Source organism: Cupriavidus sp. 86D6, from assembly GCF_057815095.1.
The window spans coordinates 36,375-50,366 of the sequence record NZ_JBYPSB010000016.1; the positions used below are offsets into that span (position 1 = coordinate 36,375).

Below are 13,992 nucleotides of genomic sequence, written 5' to 3' on the forward strand. Positions count from 1 at the left end.
ATGGCGCTGAATTCCAATATCTCCCTGCAGGACCTGACCACGCAGTTCCGTGGCCTGAACCTGAACGAGCCCGAAACCTGGCCCGCCGCCCCCCGCGTGCTGTTCTCGATCCTGGCGGCCGTGATCGTGCTGGTGCTGGGCTGGCAGTTCTACTGGAGCGACAAGAGCGACGAACTCGACCGCAAGCACGCCGAACACGAACAGCTGAAGCAGCAGTTCAAGTCGAAGGTGGCGCAGGTGGCCAATCTGGACGCACTGCGCACGCAGAAGGCCGAAGTCGAAAAACGCGTGGCGCTGGCCGAGCGGCAATTGCCGAACAGCACGGAAATGGACGCGCTGCTGGCCGACGTCAACCACGCCGGTGTGGCGCGGGGTCTCCAGTTCGAACTGTTCAAGCCGCAGCCGGCGGCCATCAAGCCGTACTTTGCCGAAATTCCGGTCAACCTGAAGGTCACCGGCCGCTACCACGACGTCGCGCTGTTCAACGCCGACGTGGCGGCGCTGTCGCGGATCGTCTCCATGCGTAACCTGAACATGTCGGTCGGCAAGGACGGCACGCTGTCGATGGAAGGGGTGGCGATGGCCTATCGCGCGCTGGACCCGGACGAGCAGGCCGCGCAGCGCAAGGCTGCCGCCGATGCCGCCGCGAAGAACAAGAAGGGAGGCGCCAAGTGAGCCGCCTGACCCGACCCCAGCCTGCCATGCTGCAGGCGCTGGCCGCCGCCGCGCTGGCCGTGGTGGCCTTGGCCGGCTGCGGCCAGAGCGACGACGATGGCCTGCACCAATGGATGGCGCAGACACGCGCCGCCAAGGCTCCGCCGCCGGAACCATTGCCCGAGGTCAAGTCGTACACGCCACGCGAGTACGGCGGGCGCGCATCGCCGGAACCGTTTGCGCAGACGAAGATCGGCGAACTGAACAAGACGATGTCTGAGTCGCCGGAGGCCGGACGGCGACACGAGCCGCTTGAAGACTATCCGCTGGAGAACTTCAAGATGCTCGGCATGCTGAAAAAAAACGGCGAGACCTACGGTGTCGTACGCGTAGATAACAAGATCCATCACGTCAAGGTGGGTCAGTATCTCGGCCAGAGCTATGGCCGGGTGGTCCGCATCAGCGATCAAGAGATCGTGTTGCGCGAATTGGTTCGGGAAGGGGTCTCAGATTGGAAAGAGAAAATGACCAGCCTGAAGCTGGAGGCATCCGCATGATCACGGCACGTTGGGTCCGGGCGCTTGCGGGCGCTTCAGCGATGGCGTTGGTGCTGGCCTCTCCGGCCGCACTGGCACAAAACAACCAGCTCAGGCAGGTGGAAGCCAACGTGGTTGGCGAGCAGACCGTTTTCACGGTCGACCTGCAAGGTCCGCTTGCGCAAAAGCCGGTGGACTTCTCCACGCAGAATCCTGCAAAGATCGCGATCGATTTCTTCGATACGGGATTCGCGCAGGGCCGGGCGCAGTATGAATACGCCGGCAAGCTGCTCAAGAGCGCCAACGTGATGCAGATCGGGGACCGCACCCGCGTGGTGCTGAACCTGGCCCGCAATGCCACGTATCGCACCGAAATGCGCGGCAAGCAGTTCGTGGTGCTGATGGACAACGTGACGCAGTCTGCGGCCGCGGCGGCGCCGACGTTCGCGCCGGCGGCGCCCGCGATGCAGCCCGTGGCGGCCAACCGCACGCTGATCCGCAATATCGACTTCCGGCGTGGCAGCGACGGTTCGGGCCGCGTGGTGGTGGACCTGTCGTCGCGCGATTCGGGCGTCAATATCCAGCAGCAGGGCCAGAACCTGGTGGTCGACTTCATTGGCACCGGGCTGCCGAACGACCTGCGCCGCCGCTTCGACGTGACCGACTTCGGCACGCCGGTGCAGGCCATGCGCGCCAGCGACGCCAACGGCGCCGCACGGCTGACGATCGAGCCGCGCGGCAACTGGGAATACAGCTCGTACCAGACGGACAACCAGTTCGTGGTCGAGGTGCGCCAGGTCAAGGAAGACCCGAACAAGCTGATTTCCGGCCAGGGCTACCGGGGCGAGCGCCTGTCGCTGAACTTCCAGAACATCGACATCCGTTCGCTGCTGCAGGTCTTTGCCGACTTCACGAACCTGAACATCATCACCAGCGACACCGTGCAGGGCAACCTGACGCTGCGCCTGAAGGATGTGCCGTGGGATCAGGCGCTGCAGATCGTGCTCGATTCCAAGGGCCTGGCTTCTCGCCGCAACGGCAACGTGCTGTGGGTGGCGCCCAAGGCCGAACTGGCCACGAAGGAAAAGCTCGAGCTCGAAGCGCAGCAGCAAATCAACGAGCTTGAACCGATCCGCAGCCAGGTGTTCCAGCTGAACTACCAGCGTGCCGACGACGTTCGCCGCATGCTTCTGGGGTTGGCGGTCACCGGTGGTGCCGGTGGCGGATCGGCGGTCCCGGCGGCTGGCGGCGGTGCGGGTGCTGCGGGCGTCACGCGGATGCTGTCCAAGCGCGGCTCGCTGACGGCGGACCCACGTACCAACCAGCTGTTCGTGTCCGACATCGGTTCGAAGCTCGAGGAAGTGCAGGGATTCCTGCAGAAGATCGATATTCCGGTGCGCCAGGTGATCATCGAGGCACGTATCGTCGAGGCGAGCGACACCTTCAGCCGCAACCTCGGTGTGAAGCTGGGCTTTGCGTTGCCGAAGGCGGGCAGTTCGCTGAGCACCAACTACGGCAATTCGCTGCCCGGTGCCACGAACGACTTCTCGCCGGCCCTGAGCCTACCGGCAGCGGCCATCAACGGCACGAATCCGGCCACCGCGGCATTCAGCATCTTCAATGCCGCAGCAGGCCGGTTCCTGGATGTGGAGCTGTCCGCGCTGGAAGCCGACGGCAAGGGCAAGATCATCTCCAGCCCGCGAGTCGTGACCGCCAACAACATCAAGGCGCTGATCGAGCAGGGTACCGAACTGCCGTACCAGTCCGCCACGTCGAGCGGCGCCACGTCGGTCCAGTTCCGCAAGGCAAACCTGAAGCTGGAGGTCACGCCGCAGATCACGCCGGAAGGCAACGTGCTGCTGGACGTCGACGTCAACAAGGACAGCGTGGGTATCCAGACCGTCAGCGGCTTCGCCATCGACACCAAGCACGTGCAGACGCAGGTGCTGGTGGAGAACGGCGGCACCGTGGTGATCGGGGGCATCTACAGCCAGGACGAGTCGAATACCGTCAACAAGGTGCCCTGGCTGGGCGATATCCCGGTGCTGGGCAACCTGTTCAAGAACAACGCCAAGGTCAACAACCGGACCGAACTGCTGGTGTTCCTGACGCCCCGTATCCTGAACGACAGCGTATCGTTGAAATAACACCGTTCGGGTGCAGCAGGGCGCCCGGATGCAGTAGACTGGCAGGCCGCGTCGGTATGCGACGCGGCCTTTTTCCTTTTCGCGGCATCGTTGGCGGAACCGACGGCCAGCCGGAACCGGACCGCAATGATGCACAATGGCGTATGAATCACGCCAGCGAGGTGGGCCGGGCGGCGTGCCAGATGCCCCGAGCCTTTTCGCGCAAGACAGTCCAGTGACAGCCAATCGCCCGAATCTTTTCTTTGTTGGCCTGATGGGCGCCGGCAAGACCACCGTCGGCCGCTCGGTGGCCCGACGCCTCGACTACCCGTTCTTCGACTCCGACCACGAGCTCGAAGCGCGTTGCGGCGTGAAGATCCCGGTGATTTTCGAGCACGAGGGCGAGACCGGGTTTCGGGACCGCGAAGCGCAGATGATTGCCGAGCTGACCGGCCGCACCGGCATCGTGCTGGCCACGGGCGGCGGCGCCGTGCTGCGCGAAGCCAACCGGGCGGCCCTGAAAGCCAACGGCACCGTGGTCTACCTGCGCGCGAGTCCGCATGACCTGTGGCTGCGTACGCGCCATGACCGCAACCGTCCGCTGCTCCAGACCGAAGACCCCAAAGGCCGGCTGGAGGCGCTCTACGCCCAGCGCGACCCGCTCTACCGCGAAGTGGCGGATTTCATTATCGAAACCGGCAAGCCGACCGTGGCGCAGCTTGCTAATATGGTTCTCATGCAACTCGAAATGGCCGGCTTCACGTTTCCGTCCGTGGAAGCGGTGCCCGACACCGATCCGGTGGCCGGGCAGCCGGCGCAGGACACCCATTCATGATCACGCTGGAAGTCGATCTCGGGGCGCGTAGCTACCCCATCCATATCGGCGGCGGCCTGCTGGACCGCGCCGACCTGCTGCAGCCGTACGTGCGCGGCCAGCATGCCGTCATCGTTACCAACGAGACCGTCGGCCCGCTGTATGCGTCCCGCGTCGAAGCGGTGCTGGCCGGCCTGGGCAAGACCGTCCGGACGGTAGTGCTGCCGGACGGCGAACGCTTCAAGCAGTGGGAGACGCTGAACCTGATTTTCGATGCACTGCTGCAGGCGGGCGCCGACCGCAAGACCACGCTGATCGCGCTGGGCGGCGGCGTGGTGGGCGACATGACCGGCTTTGCCGCCGCCTGCTACATGCGCGGCGTGCCGTTCGTCCAGATGCCGACCACGCTGCTGTCACAGGTGGATTCGTCGGTCGGGGGCAAGACCGGCATCAACCACCCGCTCGGCAAGAACATGATCGGGGCGTTCCACCAGCCCAACGCGGTGATTGCCGATATCGACACGCTGAAGACGCTGCCGCCGCGCGAGCTGGCCGCCGGCCTGGCCGAGGTGATCAAGCACGGCGCGATTGTCGATGCGGATTACTTTGCCTGGATCGAGGACAACATCGCCGCGCTCAATGCCTGCGACACTGGCATGATGGCCGAGGCGGTGCGGCGCTCGTGCGAGATCAAGGCCGGCGTGGTGGCCCAGGACGAGCGCGAAGGCGGCCTGCGGGCGATTCTGAATTTCGGACACACGTTCGGCCATGCCATCGAAGCCGGCATGGGCTATGGCGAGTGGCTCCACGGCGAGGCGGTGGGCTGCGGCATGGTGATGGCGGCCGATCTGTCGCATCGCCTGGGATTCATCGACGTCGAGACCCGGGCGCGCATCCGTACGCTGACGCAGGCAGCGATGCTGCCCGTGGTGGCGCCGGACCTGGGCATCGACCGCTATATCGAACTGATGAAGGTGGACAAGAAGGCCGAGGCCGGCAGCATCAAGTTCATTCTGCTGCGCAAGCTTGGCGAGGCATTCATTACCACCGTACCGGACCCGGATCTGCGTGACACGCTGCGCCACGCCGTCCTGAAACCTCCCGCAGAGGCACCGGTCGCGTAAGCGCCAGGTTATGCCTTGCAACCCTGAACCAGCAACGGATTAACGGATTGCCCGCATGACCACCGCTCCAGCGACTGACCTCGAAGCCCATCTCGCCCCTTATGCCGCGCGCTCTGCCAAGACGCGCGGCCGGGTGCATGCCGAACCGGCCTCGTCCTCGCGCAGTGAATTCCAGCGCGACCGCGACCGCGTGATCCATAGCACGGCCTTCCGCCGGCTCGAATACAAGACGCAGGTCTTCGTCAACCACGAGGGCGACCTGTTCCGCACGCGGCTGACGCACAGCCTGGAGGTGGCACAGATTGCTCGGTCCATCGCGCGCAACCTGCGGCTCAACGAGGATCTGGTCGAGGCGATCTCGCTGGCCCACGACCTGGGCCACACGCCGTTTGGCCACGCCGGACAGGACGCGCTGAACGGCTGCATGAAGAACCACGGCGGATTCGAGCACAACCTGCAGAGCCTGCTGGTGGTGGACGAGCTGGAGGAACGGTACGGCGGCTTCAACGGGCTGAACCTGACGTTCGAGACGCGCGAAGGCATTCTCAAGCATTGCTCGCGCGTCAATGCGGCGGCGCTGGGCGAGCTGGGGCGGCGTTTCCTGGAGGGCGCGCAGCCGTCGCTCGAGGCTCAGCTGGCCAATCTGGCCGACGAGATCGCCTACAACAACCACGATATCGACGACGGCCTGCGCTCTGGCCTGCTGACGCTGGAGCAGCTGGACGAAGTGCCGATGTGGGGCCGCCATCGCGCAGAGGTGGCAGCGGCGTTTCCGGGCATCAACGGGCGCCGGGCGATCAACGAGACGGTCCGGCGCATGATCAATACGCTGATCGTCGATCTGATCGAGACCACCGGCCGCAATATCGCCGCCGCCAATCCGAAGTCGATTGCCGACGTGCGCGCTGCCGGGCCGCTGGTCTCGTTCAGCCCGAAGATCCATGAGGAAGCCGCGGCGCTGAAGCGTTTCCTGTTCCGCCACCTTTACCGGCATTACCTGGTCATGCGCATGTCGGCCAAGGCGCAGCGCATCATCACCGACCTGTTCGGCGCCTTCATGCAGGATTCGCGTCTGCTGCCGCCCCAGTACCAGGCTGGCCACGGCGCCGACCAGCCGCGCCTGATCGCTCACTACATCGCCGGCATGACGGATCGCTATGCCATCCGCGAGCACCGGCGCATCTTCGCGGTCAGCGAGAGCAACTCGATCGGTTGAGCTGAAGGAGTCCGTCAAAAAACGGGGACAGATCAGGTTATCATGCGGGCATCTTGTATCCGGGATGCCCGATGGCCCGCCTTCCCCGTTTCTCTCCCGCCGGGTTGCCGGCCATGGTGTTGCAGCGCGGCAACAACCGCCAGTCCGTCTTTCTGGGTACGGACGACTACCTGCACTACCTCGATTGCCTGCGCATGGCGGCTCGCGAGCATGAGCTGGCCATCCACGCCTATGCACTGCGGCCCAACCATATCCATCTGGTGGCGACCCCGAAGGGCCCCTATTCGCTGAGCCTGACCATGCAGGCGGTAGGGCGCCGCTACGCCCGCCATTTCAACCGCGTGGCCGATCGCACGGGCACCCTCTGGGAAGGCCGCTTCCGCTCCGCGGTCATCGAGCCCGAGACCTGGCTGCTGCCGGCCATGCTCTATACGGAAGGCAATGCCGTGCGCGCCGGCGACGTGACGACGCCCGAGGCGGATCGCTGGAGCAGCTATCGGCACCACGCTGGCTTCGAATCCCAATCGATTGTGAGTGATCACTCCATTTACTGGGACCTGGGCAATACGCCGTTCGAGCGGCAGTCCAATTACCGCGCATTGACGGCCGAGGGTTTGTCCGGCCGCACGCTCGCCACGCTGCAGAAGCATGCCCATAGCGGCTGGCCGCTGGGCAGCGATGCCTTCCTGATGCAACTTGAGCGTCACGCGACGCGACGCGTCCAGCCGCTGCCTAAAGGCCGACCAAGAAAGTCGGTAATTCCGGATGCCGAGGGCGGAGAGGCCGACTCCACGCTGGAGAGCTGATGGAGCGCACCATATCAGTGCGAAAATGCCGAGGAATTAATGTGTCCCCATTTAAAATGGCGACCGCGATGGTGCAATATTTAATGTGTTCTGACCCCATTTAATAATTTTGCGAGGCTCGGACGATTCTCTTATAGTTGCTCCACCCACAGTCATTGTGCGGCGCGTCACGCTCGTGTACGCCGCTGCGGTCCCAGCTGTCTGCCACGCCCGATCAAGAGGCCCCCCGCGACAGCCCATCCCGTTCGGTCTATGCCCTTGCTGGCTGCGCAGCCTTCACCGGAATTCAGCCCGTGGACCACTCGCAACAATCTTCCGATCTCGCCGCACGCCCCCAGGCCCAGGGCCTGTACGACCCCACCAACGAGCATGACGCCTGCGGCGTCGGCATGGTGGCGCATATCAAGGGCAAGAAATCCCACGAGATCATTTCGCAGGGTCTGAAGATCCTTGAGAACCTGGACCACCGGGGCGCAGTTGGCGCAGATGCGCTGATGGGCGACGGCGCCGGTATCCTGATCCAGATCCCGGACCAGTTCTACCGCGAAGAAATGGCCAAGCAGGGCGTGACGCTGCCGCCCAACGGCGAATACGGCGTCGGCATGATCTTCCTGCCGAAGGAACACGCCTCGCGCCTGGCCTGCGAGCAGGAGCTCGAGCGCACCGTGCGCCTGGAAGGCCAGGTCGTACTGGGCTGGCGCGACGTGCCGGTGGACTGCAACATGCCGATGTCCCCGACCGTGCGCACCACCGAGCCGGTGATCCGCCAGATCTTCATCGGTCGTGGCCGCGACATCATGACCACGGACGCGCTGGAACGTAAGCTCTACGTGATCCGCAAGACGGCCAGCCACGCCATCCAGGCGCTCAAGCTCAAGCACGGCAAGGAATACTTCGTGCCGTCGATGTCGGCCCGTACCGTCGTGTACAAGGGCCTGCTGCTGGCCAACCAGGTGGGCGAGTACTACCTGGACCTGCAGGATTCGCGCGCCGTCTCGGCCCTGGCCCTGGTGCACCAGCGTTTCTCGACCAACACGTTCCCGGCCTGGGAACTGGCCCACCCGTACCGCATGGTCGCCCACAACGGCGAAATCAACACGGTCAAGGGCAACGTGAACTGGGTCAACGCACGGACCGGCGCAATCTCGTCGCCGGTGCTGGGCGACGACCTGCCCAAGCTGTGGCCGCTGATCTATCCGGGCCAGTCGGACACGGCATCGTTCGACAACTGCCTCGAACTGCTGACGATGGCGGGCTACCCGCTCGTCCACGCAATGATGATGATGATCCCGGAAGCCTGGGAACAGCACACGCTGATGGACGACAACCGTCGTGCCTTCTACGAGTACCACGCCGCGATGATGGAGCCGTGGGACGGCCCCGCCGCCATCTGCTTCACCGACGGCCGCCAGATCGGTGCCACGCTGGACCGTAACGGCCTGCGTCCGGCCCGCTTCTACGTGACCGACGACGACTTCGTCGTGCTGGCGTCGGAAGCCGGCGTGCTGCCGTTCCCCGAGTCGCGCATCGTCAACAAGTGGCGCCTGCAGCCGGGCAAGATGTTCCTGATCGACATGGAGCAGGGCCGCATCATCGACGACAAGGAACTCAAGGACAACCTGGCCAACGCCAAGCCGTACAAGAGCTGGATCGACGCCGTGCGCATCAAGCTCGACGAGCTGGAAGCCAAGCCGGAAGACGTGGCCGCCGAGAAGAAGCCGGTGTCGCCGCTGCTGGACCGCCAGCAGGCGTTCGGCTACACGCAGGAAGACGTCAAGTTCCTGATGGCGCCGATGGCGCTGGCCGGCGAGGAAGCCACGGGCTCGATGGGCAACGACTCGCCCCTGGCCGTGCTGTCGTCGAAGAACAAGACGCTGTACCACTACTTCCGCCAGCTGTTCGCGCAGGTGACCAACCCGCCGATCGACCCGATCCGCGAGAACATGGTCATGTCGCTGGTGTCGTTCATCGGTCCGAAGCCGAACCTGCTGGAACTGAACAACATCAACCCGCCGATGCGCCTTGAAGTGTCCCAGCCCGTGCTGGACTTCAAGGACATCGCCAAGATCCGCAACATCGAGCACTACACCGGCGGCAAGTTCCGTTCGTACGAACTGAACATCTGCTACCCGGTGGCGTGGGGCAAGGAAGGCATCGAGGCCCGCCTGGCATCGCTGTGCGCCGAAGCCGTGGACGCCGTGCGTTCGGGCTACAACATCCTGATCGTGTCGGATCGCCGCGTCGACGACACCCAGGTGGCCATTCCGGCGCTGCTGGCCACGTCGGCCATCCACCACCACCTGGTGGAAAAGGGCCTGCGCACGTCGGCCGGCCTGGTCGTCGAAACCGGCTCGGCCCGTGAAGTGCATCACTTCGCGCTGCTGGCCGGCTACGGCGCCGAAGCCGTGCACCCGTACCTGGCCATGGAAACGCTGGCCGACATGGCCTCGGGCCTGTCGGGCGACCTGTCGCCGGAAAAGGCGGTCAAGAACTTCGTCAAGGCGATCGGCAAGGGCCTGTTCAAGGTGATGTCGAAGATGGGCATCTCCACGTACATGTCGTACACGGGCGCCCAGATCTTCGAGGCCATCGGCCTGTCGCGCGAACTGGTGCAGAAGTACTTCCACGGCACGCCGTCGAACGTCGAGGGCATCGGCATCTTCGAGGTGGCCGAAGAAGCGCTGCGCCTGCATACCGACGCATTCGGCAGCAACCCGGTGCTGAGCAACATGCTCGACGCCGGCGGCGAGTACGCGTTCCGTGTGCGCGGTGAAGACCACATGTGGACGCCGGACTCCATCGCCAAGCTGCAGCACTCGGTGCGTGCCGACGATGGCCGCGGCCAGTACCAGACGTACAAGGAATACGCCAACATCATCAACGACCAGAGCCGTCGTCACATGACGCTGCGCGGACTGTTCGAGTTCAAGGTCGACCCGGCCCGCGCGATTCCGCTGGAAGAAGTGGAACCGGCCAAGGAAATCGTCAAGCGTTTTGCCACGGGCGCCATGTCGCTCGGCTCGATCTCGACCGAAGCCCACGCCACGCTGGCCGTGGCGATGAACCGCATCGGCGGCAAGTCGAACACCGGCGAAGGCGGCGAGGACGAGAAGCGTTATCGCAACGAACTGCGCGGCATCCCCATCAAGCAGGGCGACTCGCTCAAGAGCATCCTGGGCGACCACGTGATCGAGAAAGACCTGGAACTCCAGGCCGGCGATTCGCTGCGCTCGAAGATCAAGCAGGTGGCGTCGGGCCGTTTCGGCGTGACCGCCGAATACCTGGCATCGGCCGACCAGATCCAGATCAAGATGGCGCAGGGCGCCAAGCCGGGCGAAGGCGGCCAGCTGCCGGGCCACAAGGTGTCCGACTACATCGGCAAGCTGCGTTACTCGGTGCCGGGCGTGGGCCTGATCTCGCCGCCTCCGCACCACGACATCTACTCGATCGAGGATCTGGCACAGCTGATCCACGACCTGAAGAACGTGAATCCGGCGTCGGACATCTCGGTCAAGCTGGTGTCCGAAGTGGGCGTGGGTACCGTGGCCGCCGGCGTGGCCAAGGCCAAGGCCGATCACGTGGTGATCGCCGGCCATGACGGCGGCACCGGCGCATCGCCGTGGTCGTCGATCAAGTACGCCGGTTCGCCGTGGGAACTGGGCCTGGCCGAAACGCAGCAGACGCTGATGCTGAATGGCCTGCGCAACCGCATCCGCGTGCAGGCCGACGGCCAGATGAAGACCGGCCGCGACGTGGTGATCGGCGCGCTGCTGGGTGCGGACGAGTTCGGCTTCGCCACCGCGCCGCTGGTGGCCGAGGGCTGCATCATGATGCGCAAGTGCCACCTGAACACCTGCCCGGTGGGCGTGGCCACGCAGGATCCGGCGCTGCGCAAGAAGTTCCAGGGCAAGCCCGAGCACGTGGTGAACTTCTTCTTCTTCGTTGCGGAAGAAGCGCGTGAAATCATGGCCCAGCTGGGCATCCGCACGTTCGACGAACTGATCGGCCGCGCCGACCTGCTCGACATCCGTCACGGCATCGAGCACTGGAAGGCACGCGGCCTGGACTTCAGCCGCATCTTCTTCCAGGCACCGATCCCGGCCGACGTGCCGCGCTACCACACCGACGTGCAGGATCACGGCCTGTCGGTGGAAGCCGGCAAGGCGCTGGACCACACGCTGATCGCCAAGGCGCGCCCGGCCATCGACAAGGGTGAGCGCGTGTCGTTCATCCAGCCGGTCAAGAACGTGAACCGCACGGTGGGCGCGATGCTGTCCGGCGTGGTGGCCAAGCAGTACGGCCACGAGGGCCTGCCCGACGACACGATCCACATCCAGTTCCAGGGCACGGCGGGCCAGTCGTTTGCCGCGTTCCTGGCGCACGGCATCACGATGGACCTGGTGGGCGACGCCAACGACTACGTGGGCAAGGGCCTGTCGGGCGGCCGCGTGATCGTGCGCGCACCGCACGAATTCCGTGGCGACCCGACCCGCAACATCATCGTGGGCAACACCGTGCTGTACGGCGCGCTGGCTGGCGAGGCGTTCTTCAACGGCGTGGGCGGCGAGCGTTTCGCGGTGCGTAACTCGGGTGCCACCGCCGTGGTGGAAGGCACCGGCGACCATGGCTGCGAATACATGACCGGCGGTACCGTGGTCGTGCTGGGCGGCACGGGCCGCAACTTCGCGGCCGGCATGTCGGGCGGCGTGGCCTACGTCTATGACGAGGACGGCCTGTTCGACAAGCGTTGCAACACGTCGATGGTGGCGCTGGAGGCGGTGCTCGCGTCGGCCGACCAGCAGAAGGGCCAGCCGGAATCGCAATGGCACAAGTTCAACGGCACGCGCCAGCTGGACGAAGTGATCCTGCGCAACCTGATCGAGCAGCATTTCCGCTACACCGGTTCGGAGCGCGCCAAGGCGCTGCTGGCCGACTGGACCACGGCTCGCCGCAAGTTCGTCAAGGTCTTCCCGACCGAGTACAAGCGCGCCCTGGGCGAGATGTTCGAAAAGGAACAGGCAGCCCGCGACAGCGACCGCGAGGCGGTAGCCGCCTGACCGGCAGCCACACCACGAGAGGCGCCGCGGCAACGGCTGCGGCGCCAACAAGATACTGACCCCACGCGAGGCCGGCCCGGCCGCCTCGCGCCAGCAAGACCAAGGATGCAACATGGGTAAGGCGACAGGCTTTCTCGAATTTCCGCGCCAGAACGAAGGCTACGAACCGGTAGTCAAGCGCGTGAAGCACTACAAGGAATTCGTGTTCGCGCTCTCCGACAGCGAAGCGAAGGTCCAGGGTGCCCGCTGCATGGACTGCGGTATCCCGTTCTGCAACAACGGCTGCCCGGTCAACAACATCATTCCGGACTTCAACGACCTGGTGTACCGCCAGGACTGGAAGTCGGCGATCGAAGTCCTGCACCAGACCAACAACTTCCCCGAGTTCACGGGCCGTATCTGCCCGGCGCCGTGCGAGGCTGCCTGCACGCTGGGCATCAACGAGCTGCCGGTGGGCATCAAGTCGATCGAGCACGCGATCATCGACAAGGCCTGGGAAGAAGGCTGGGTGGCGCCCCAGGTGCCGAAGCACAAGACCGGCAAGACCGTGGCCGTGGTCGGCTCGGGCCCCGCTGGCATGGCAGCCGCGCAGCAACTGGCGCGCGCCGGCCACGACGTGACCGTGTTCGAGAAGAACGACCGTATCGGCGGCCTGCTGCGCTACGGCATCCCCGACTTCAAGATGGAGAAGGACCTGATCGACCGCCGCATCGAGCAGATGCAGGCCGAAGGCGTGACCTTCCGTGCGGGCGTGATGGTGACCGACGGCGCGCTGCCGGCCGGCATCAAGAACTACGCGCGTGAAACCATCTCGGCGCAGGCGCTGATGGACCAGTTCGACGCCGTGGTGCTGGCGGGCGGCTCGGAAGTGCCGCGCGACCTGCCGGTGCCGGGCCGCGAACTGGCCGGCGTCCACTACGCGCTGGAATTCCTGATTCCGCAGAACAAGGAAGTGGCCGGCGACGGCGTCAACGAGATCCGCGCCGAAGGCAAGCACGTGATCGTGATCGGCGGCGGCGATACGGGTTCGGACTGCGTCGGCACGTCGAACCGCCATGGCGCCGAATCGGTCACGCAGTTCGAACTGCTGCCGCAGCCGCCGGAAGAAGAGAACAAGCCGCTGGTGTGGCCGTACTGGCCGATCAAGCTGCGCACGTCGTCGTCGCATGACGAAGGCTGCTCGCGCGACTGGTCGGTGGCCACCAAGGAACTGATCGGCGAGAACGGCAAGGTCACGGCGCTGAAGGCCTGCCGCGTGGAGTGGAAGGACGGCAAGATGCAGGAAGTGCCGGGCAGCGAATTCGTGCTGAAGGCCGACCTGGTGCTGCTGGCCATGGGCTTCACGAACCCCGTGGGCTCCATGCTGGAAGCCTTCGGCGTGGACACCGACGCGCGCAAGAACGCCAAGGCATCGACCGAAGGCGACCGCGCCTACCAGACGAACGTGCCGAAGGTCTTCGCCGCAGGCGACGTGCGCCGCGGCCAGTCGCTGGTGGTCTGGGCCATCCGCGAAGGCCGCCAGGCCGCCCGCTCGGTGGACGCCTTCCTGATGGGCCACAGCGAACTGCCGCGTTAAGCCGAGGTTCCTACGCTGGCGCGAAAACACCCCCGCATGCCGGAAGGCTGCGGGGGTTTTTGTTCTGGCCTATGGGTTCGGCA

General features: G+C 65.1%; 9 protein-coding genes. All 9 read left to right on the plus strand.

The window, feature by feature from the left end; genetic code table 11:
- The 9 genes from AC3G88_RS24975 (at position 1) to AC3G88_RS25015 (ending at position 13,909) form a co-directional block, all read left to right on the plus strand.
- On the plus strand, positions 1-675 hold the full coding sequence (locus tag AC3G88_RS24975; RefSeq protein WP_153949101.1) for a type IV pilus inner membrane component PilO: 675 nt from the start codon (positions 1-3) through the stop codon (positions 673-675).
- A 26-nt stretch (positions 676-701) separates the two neighbouring features.
- Positions 702-1,211 (plus strand): pilus assembly protein PilP, encoded by a 510-nt coding sequence (locus tag AC3G88_RS24980; protein ID WP_488774060.1) that lies wholly within the window; start codon positions 702-704, stop codon positions 1,209-1,211.
- The gene (locus tag AC3G88_RS24985; RefSeq protein ID WP_488774004.1) at positions 1,208-3,337 is read left to right on the plus strand and encodes a type IV pilus secretin PilQ; all 2,130 of its coding nucleotides are present in this window, start codon (positions 1,208-1,210) and stop codon (positions 3,335-3,337) included. The genes AC3G88_RS24980 and AC3G88_RS24985 overlap by 4 nt, the downstream gene beginning before the upstream one ends.
- Positions 3,338-3,551: 214 nt before the next feature.
- Positions 3,552-4,151 carry a shikimate kinase gene (locus AC3G88_RS24990; protein WP_488774005.1) on the plus strand — a complete coding sequence of 200 codons (600 nt, stop codon included), beginning with the start codon at positions 3,552-3,554 and terminating at the stop codon, positions 4,149-4,151.
- Positions 4,148-5,254: a 3-dehydroquinate synthase gene (gene aroB, locus AC3G88_RS24995; protein ID WP_488774006.1), complete on the plus strand. Its 1,107-nt coding sequence runs from the start codon at positions 4,148-4,150 to the stop codon at positions 5,252-5,254. The genes AC3G88_RS24990 and aroB overlap by 4 nt, the downstream gene beginning before the upstream one ends.
- A 55-nt stretch (positions 5,255-5,309) precedes the next feature.
- Entirely contained in the window at positions 5,310-6,470 is a 1,161-nt protein-coding gene (locus tag AC3G88_RS25000; RefSeq protein WP_092602142.1) for a deoxyguanosinetriphosphate triphosphohydrolase, read from the plus strand.
- Between the two features lie 71 nt (positions 6,471-6,541).
- Positions 6,542-7,276, plus strand: coding sequence for a transposase (locus AC3G88_RS25005; protein ID WP_488774007.1), 735 nt, complete (start codon positions 6,542-6,544; stop codon positions 7,274-7,276).
- Positions 7,277-7,665: 389 nt separating this feature from the next.
- Positions 7,666-12,333: a glutamate synthase-related protein gene (locus AC3G88_RS25010; protein WP_488774061.1), complete on the plus strand. Its 4,668-nt coding sequence runs from the start codon at positions 7,666-7,668 to the stop codon at positions 12,331-12,333.
- A gap of 112 nt (positions 12,334-12,445) precedes the next feature.
- Positions 12,446-13,909, plus strand: coding sequence for a glutamate synthase subunit beta (locus AC3G88_RS25015; RefSeq protein WP_400394569.1), 1,464 nt, complete (start codon positions 12,446-12,448; stop codon positions 13,907-13,909).
- The last annotated feature ends 83 nt before the right edge of the window (positions 13,910-13,992 follow it).

Bases quoted from the DNA above. Each gene is read 5' to 3' on its own strand.
- AC3G88_RS24980 (WP_488774060.1), top strand. From the start codon at position 702: ATGCTGCAGGCGCTGGCCGCCGCCGCGCTGGCCGTGGTGGCCTTGGCC.
- aroB (WP_488774006.1), top strand. From the start codon at position 4,148: ATGATCACGCTGGAAGTCGATCTCGGGGCGCGTAGCTACCCCATCCAT.
- AC3G88_RS25005 (WP_488774007.1), top strand. From the start codon at position 6,542: ATGGCCCGCCTTCCCCGTTTCTCTCCCGCCGGGTTGCCGGCCATGGTG.
- AC3G88_RS24975 (WP_153949101.1), top strand. From the start codon at position 1: ATGGCGCTGAATTCCAATATCTCCCTGCAGGACCTGACCACGCAGTTC.
- AC3G88_RS25010 (WP_488774061.1), top strand. From the start codon at position 7,666: ATGGTGGCGCATATCAAGGGCAAGAAATCCCACGAGATCATTTCGCAG.
- AC3G88_RS25015 (WP_400394569.1), top strand. From the start codon at position 12,446: ATGGGTAAGGCGACAGGCTTTCTCGAATTTCCGCGCCAGAACGAAGGC.
- AC3G88_RS25000 (WP_092602142.1), top strand. From the start codon at position 5,310: ATGACCACCGCTCCAGCGACTGACCTCGAAGCCCATCTCGCCCCTTAT.
- AC3G88_RS24985 (WP_488774004.1), top strand. From the start codon at position 1,208: ATGATCACGGCACGTTGGGTCCGGGCGCTTGCGGGCGCTTCAGCGATG.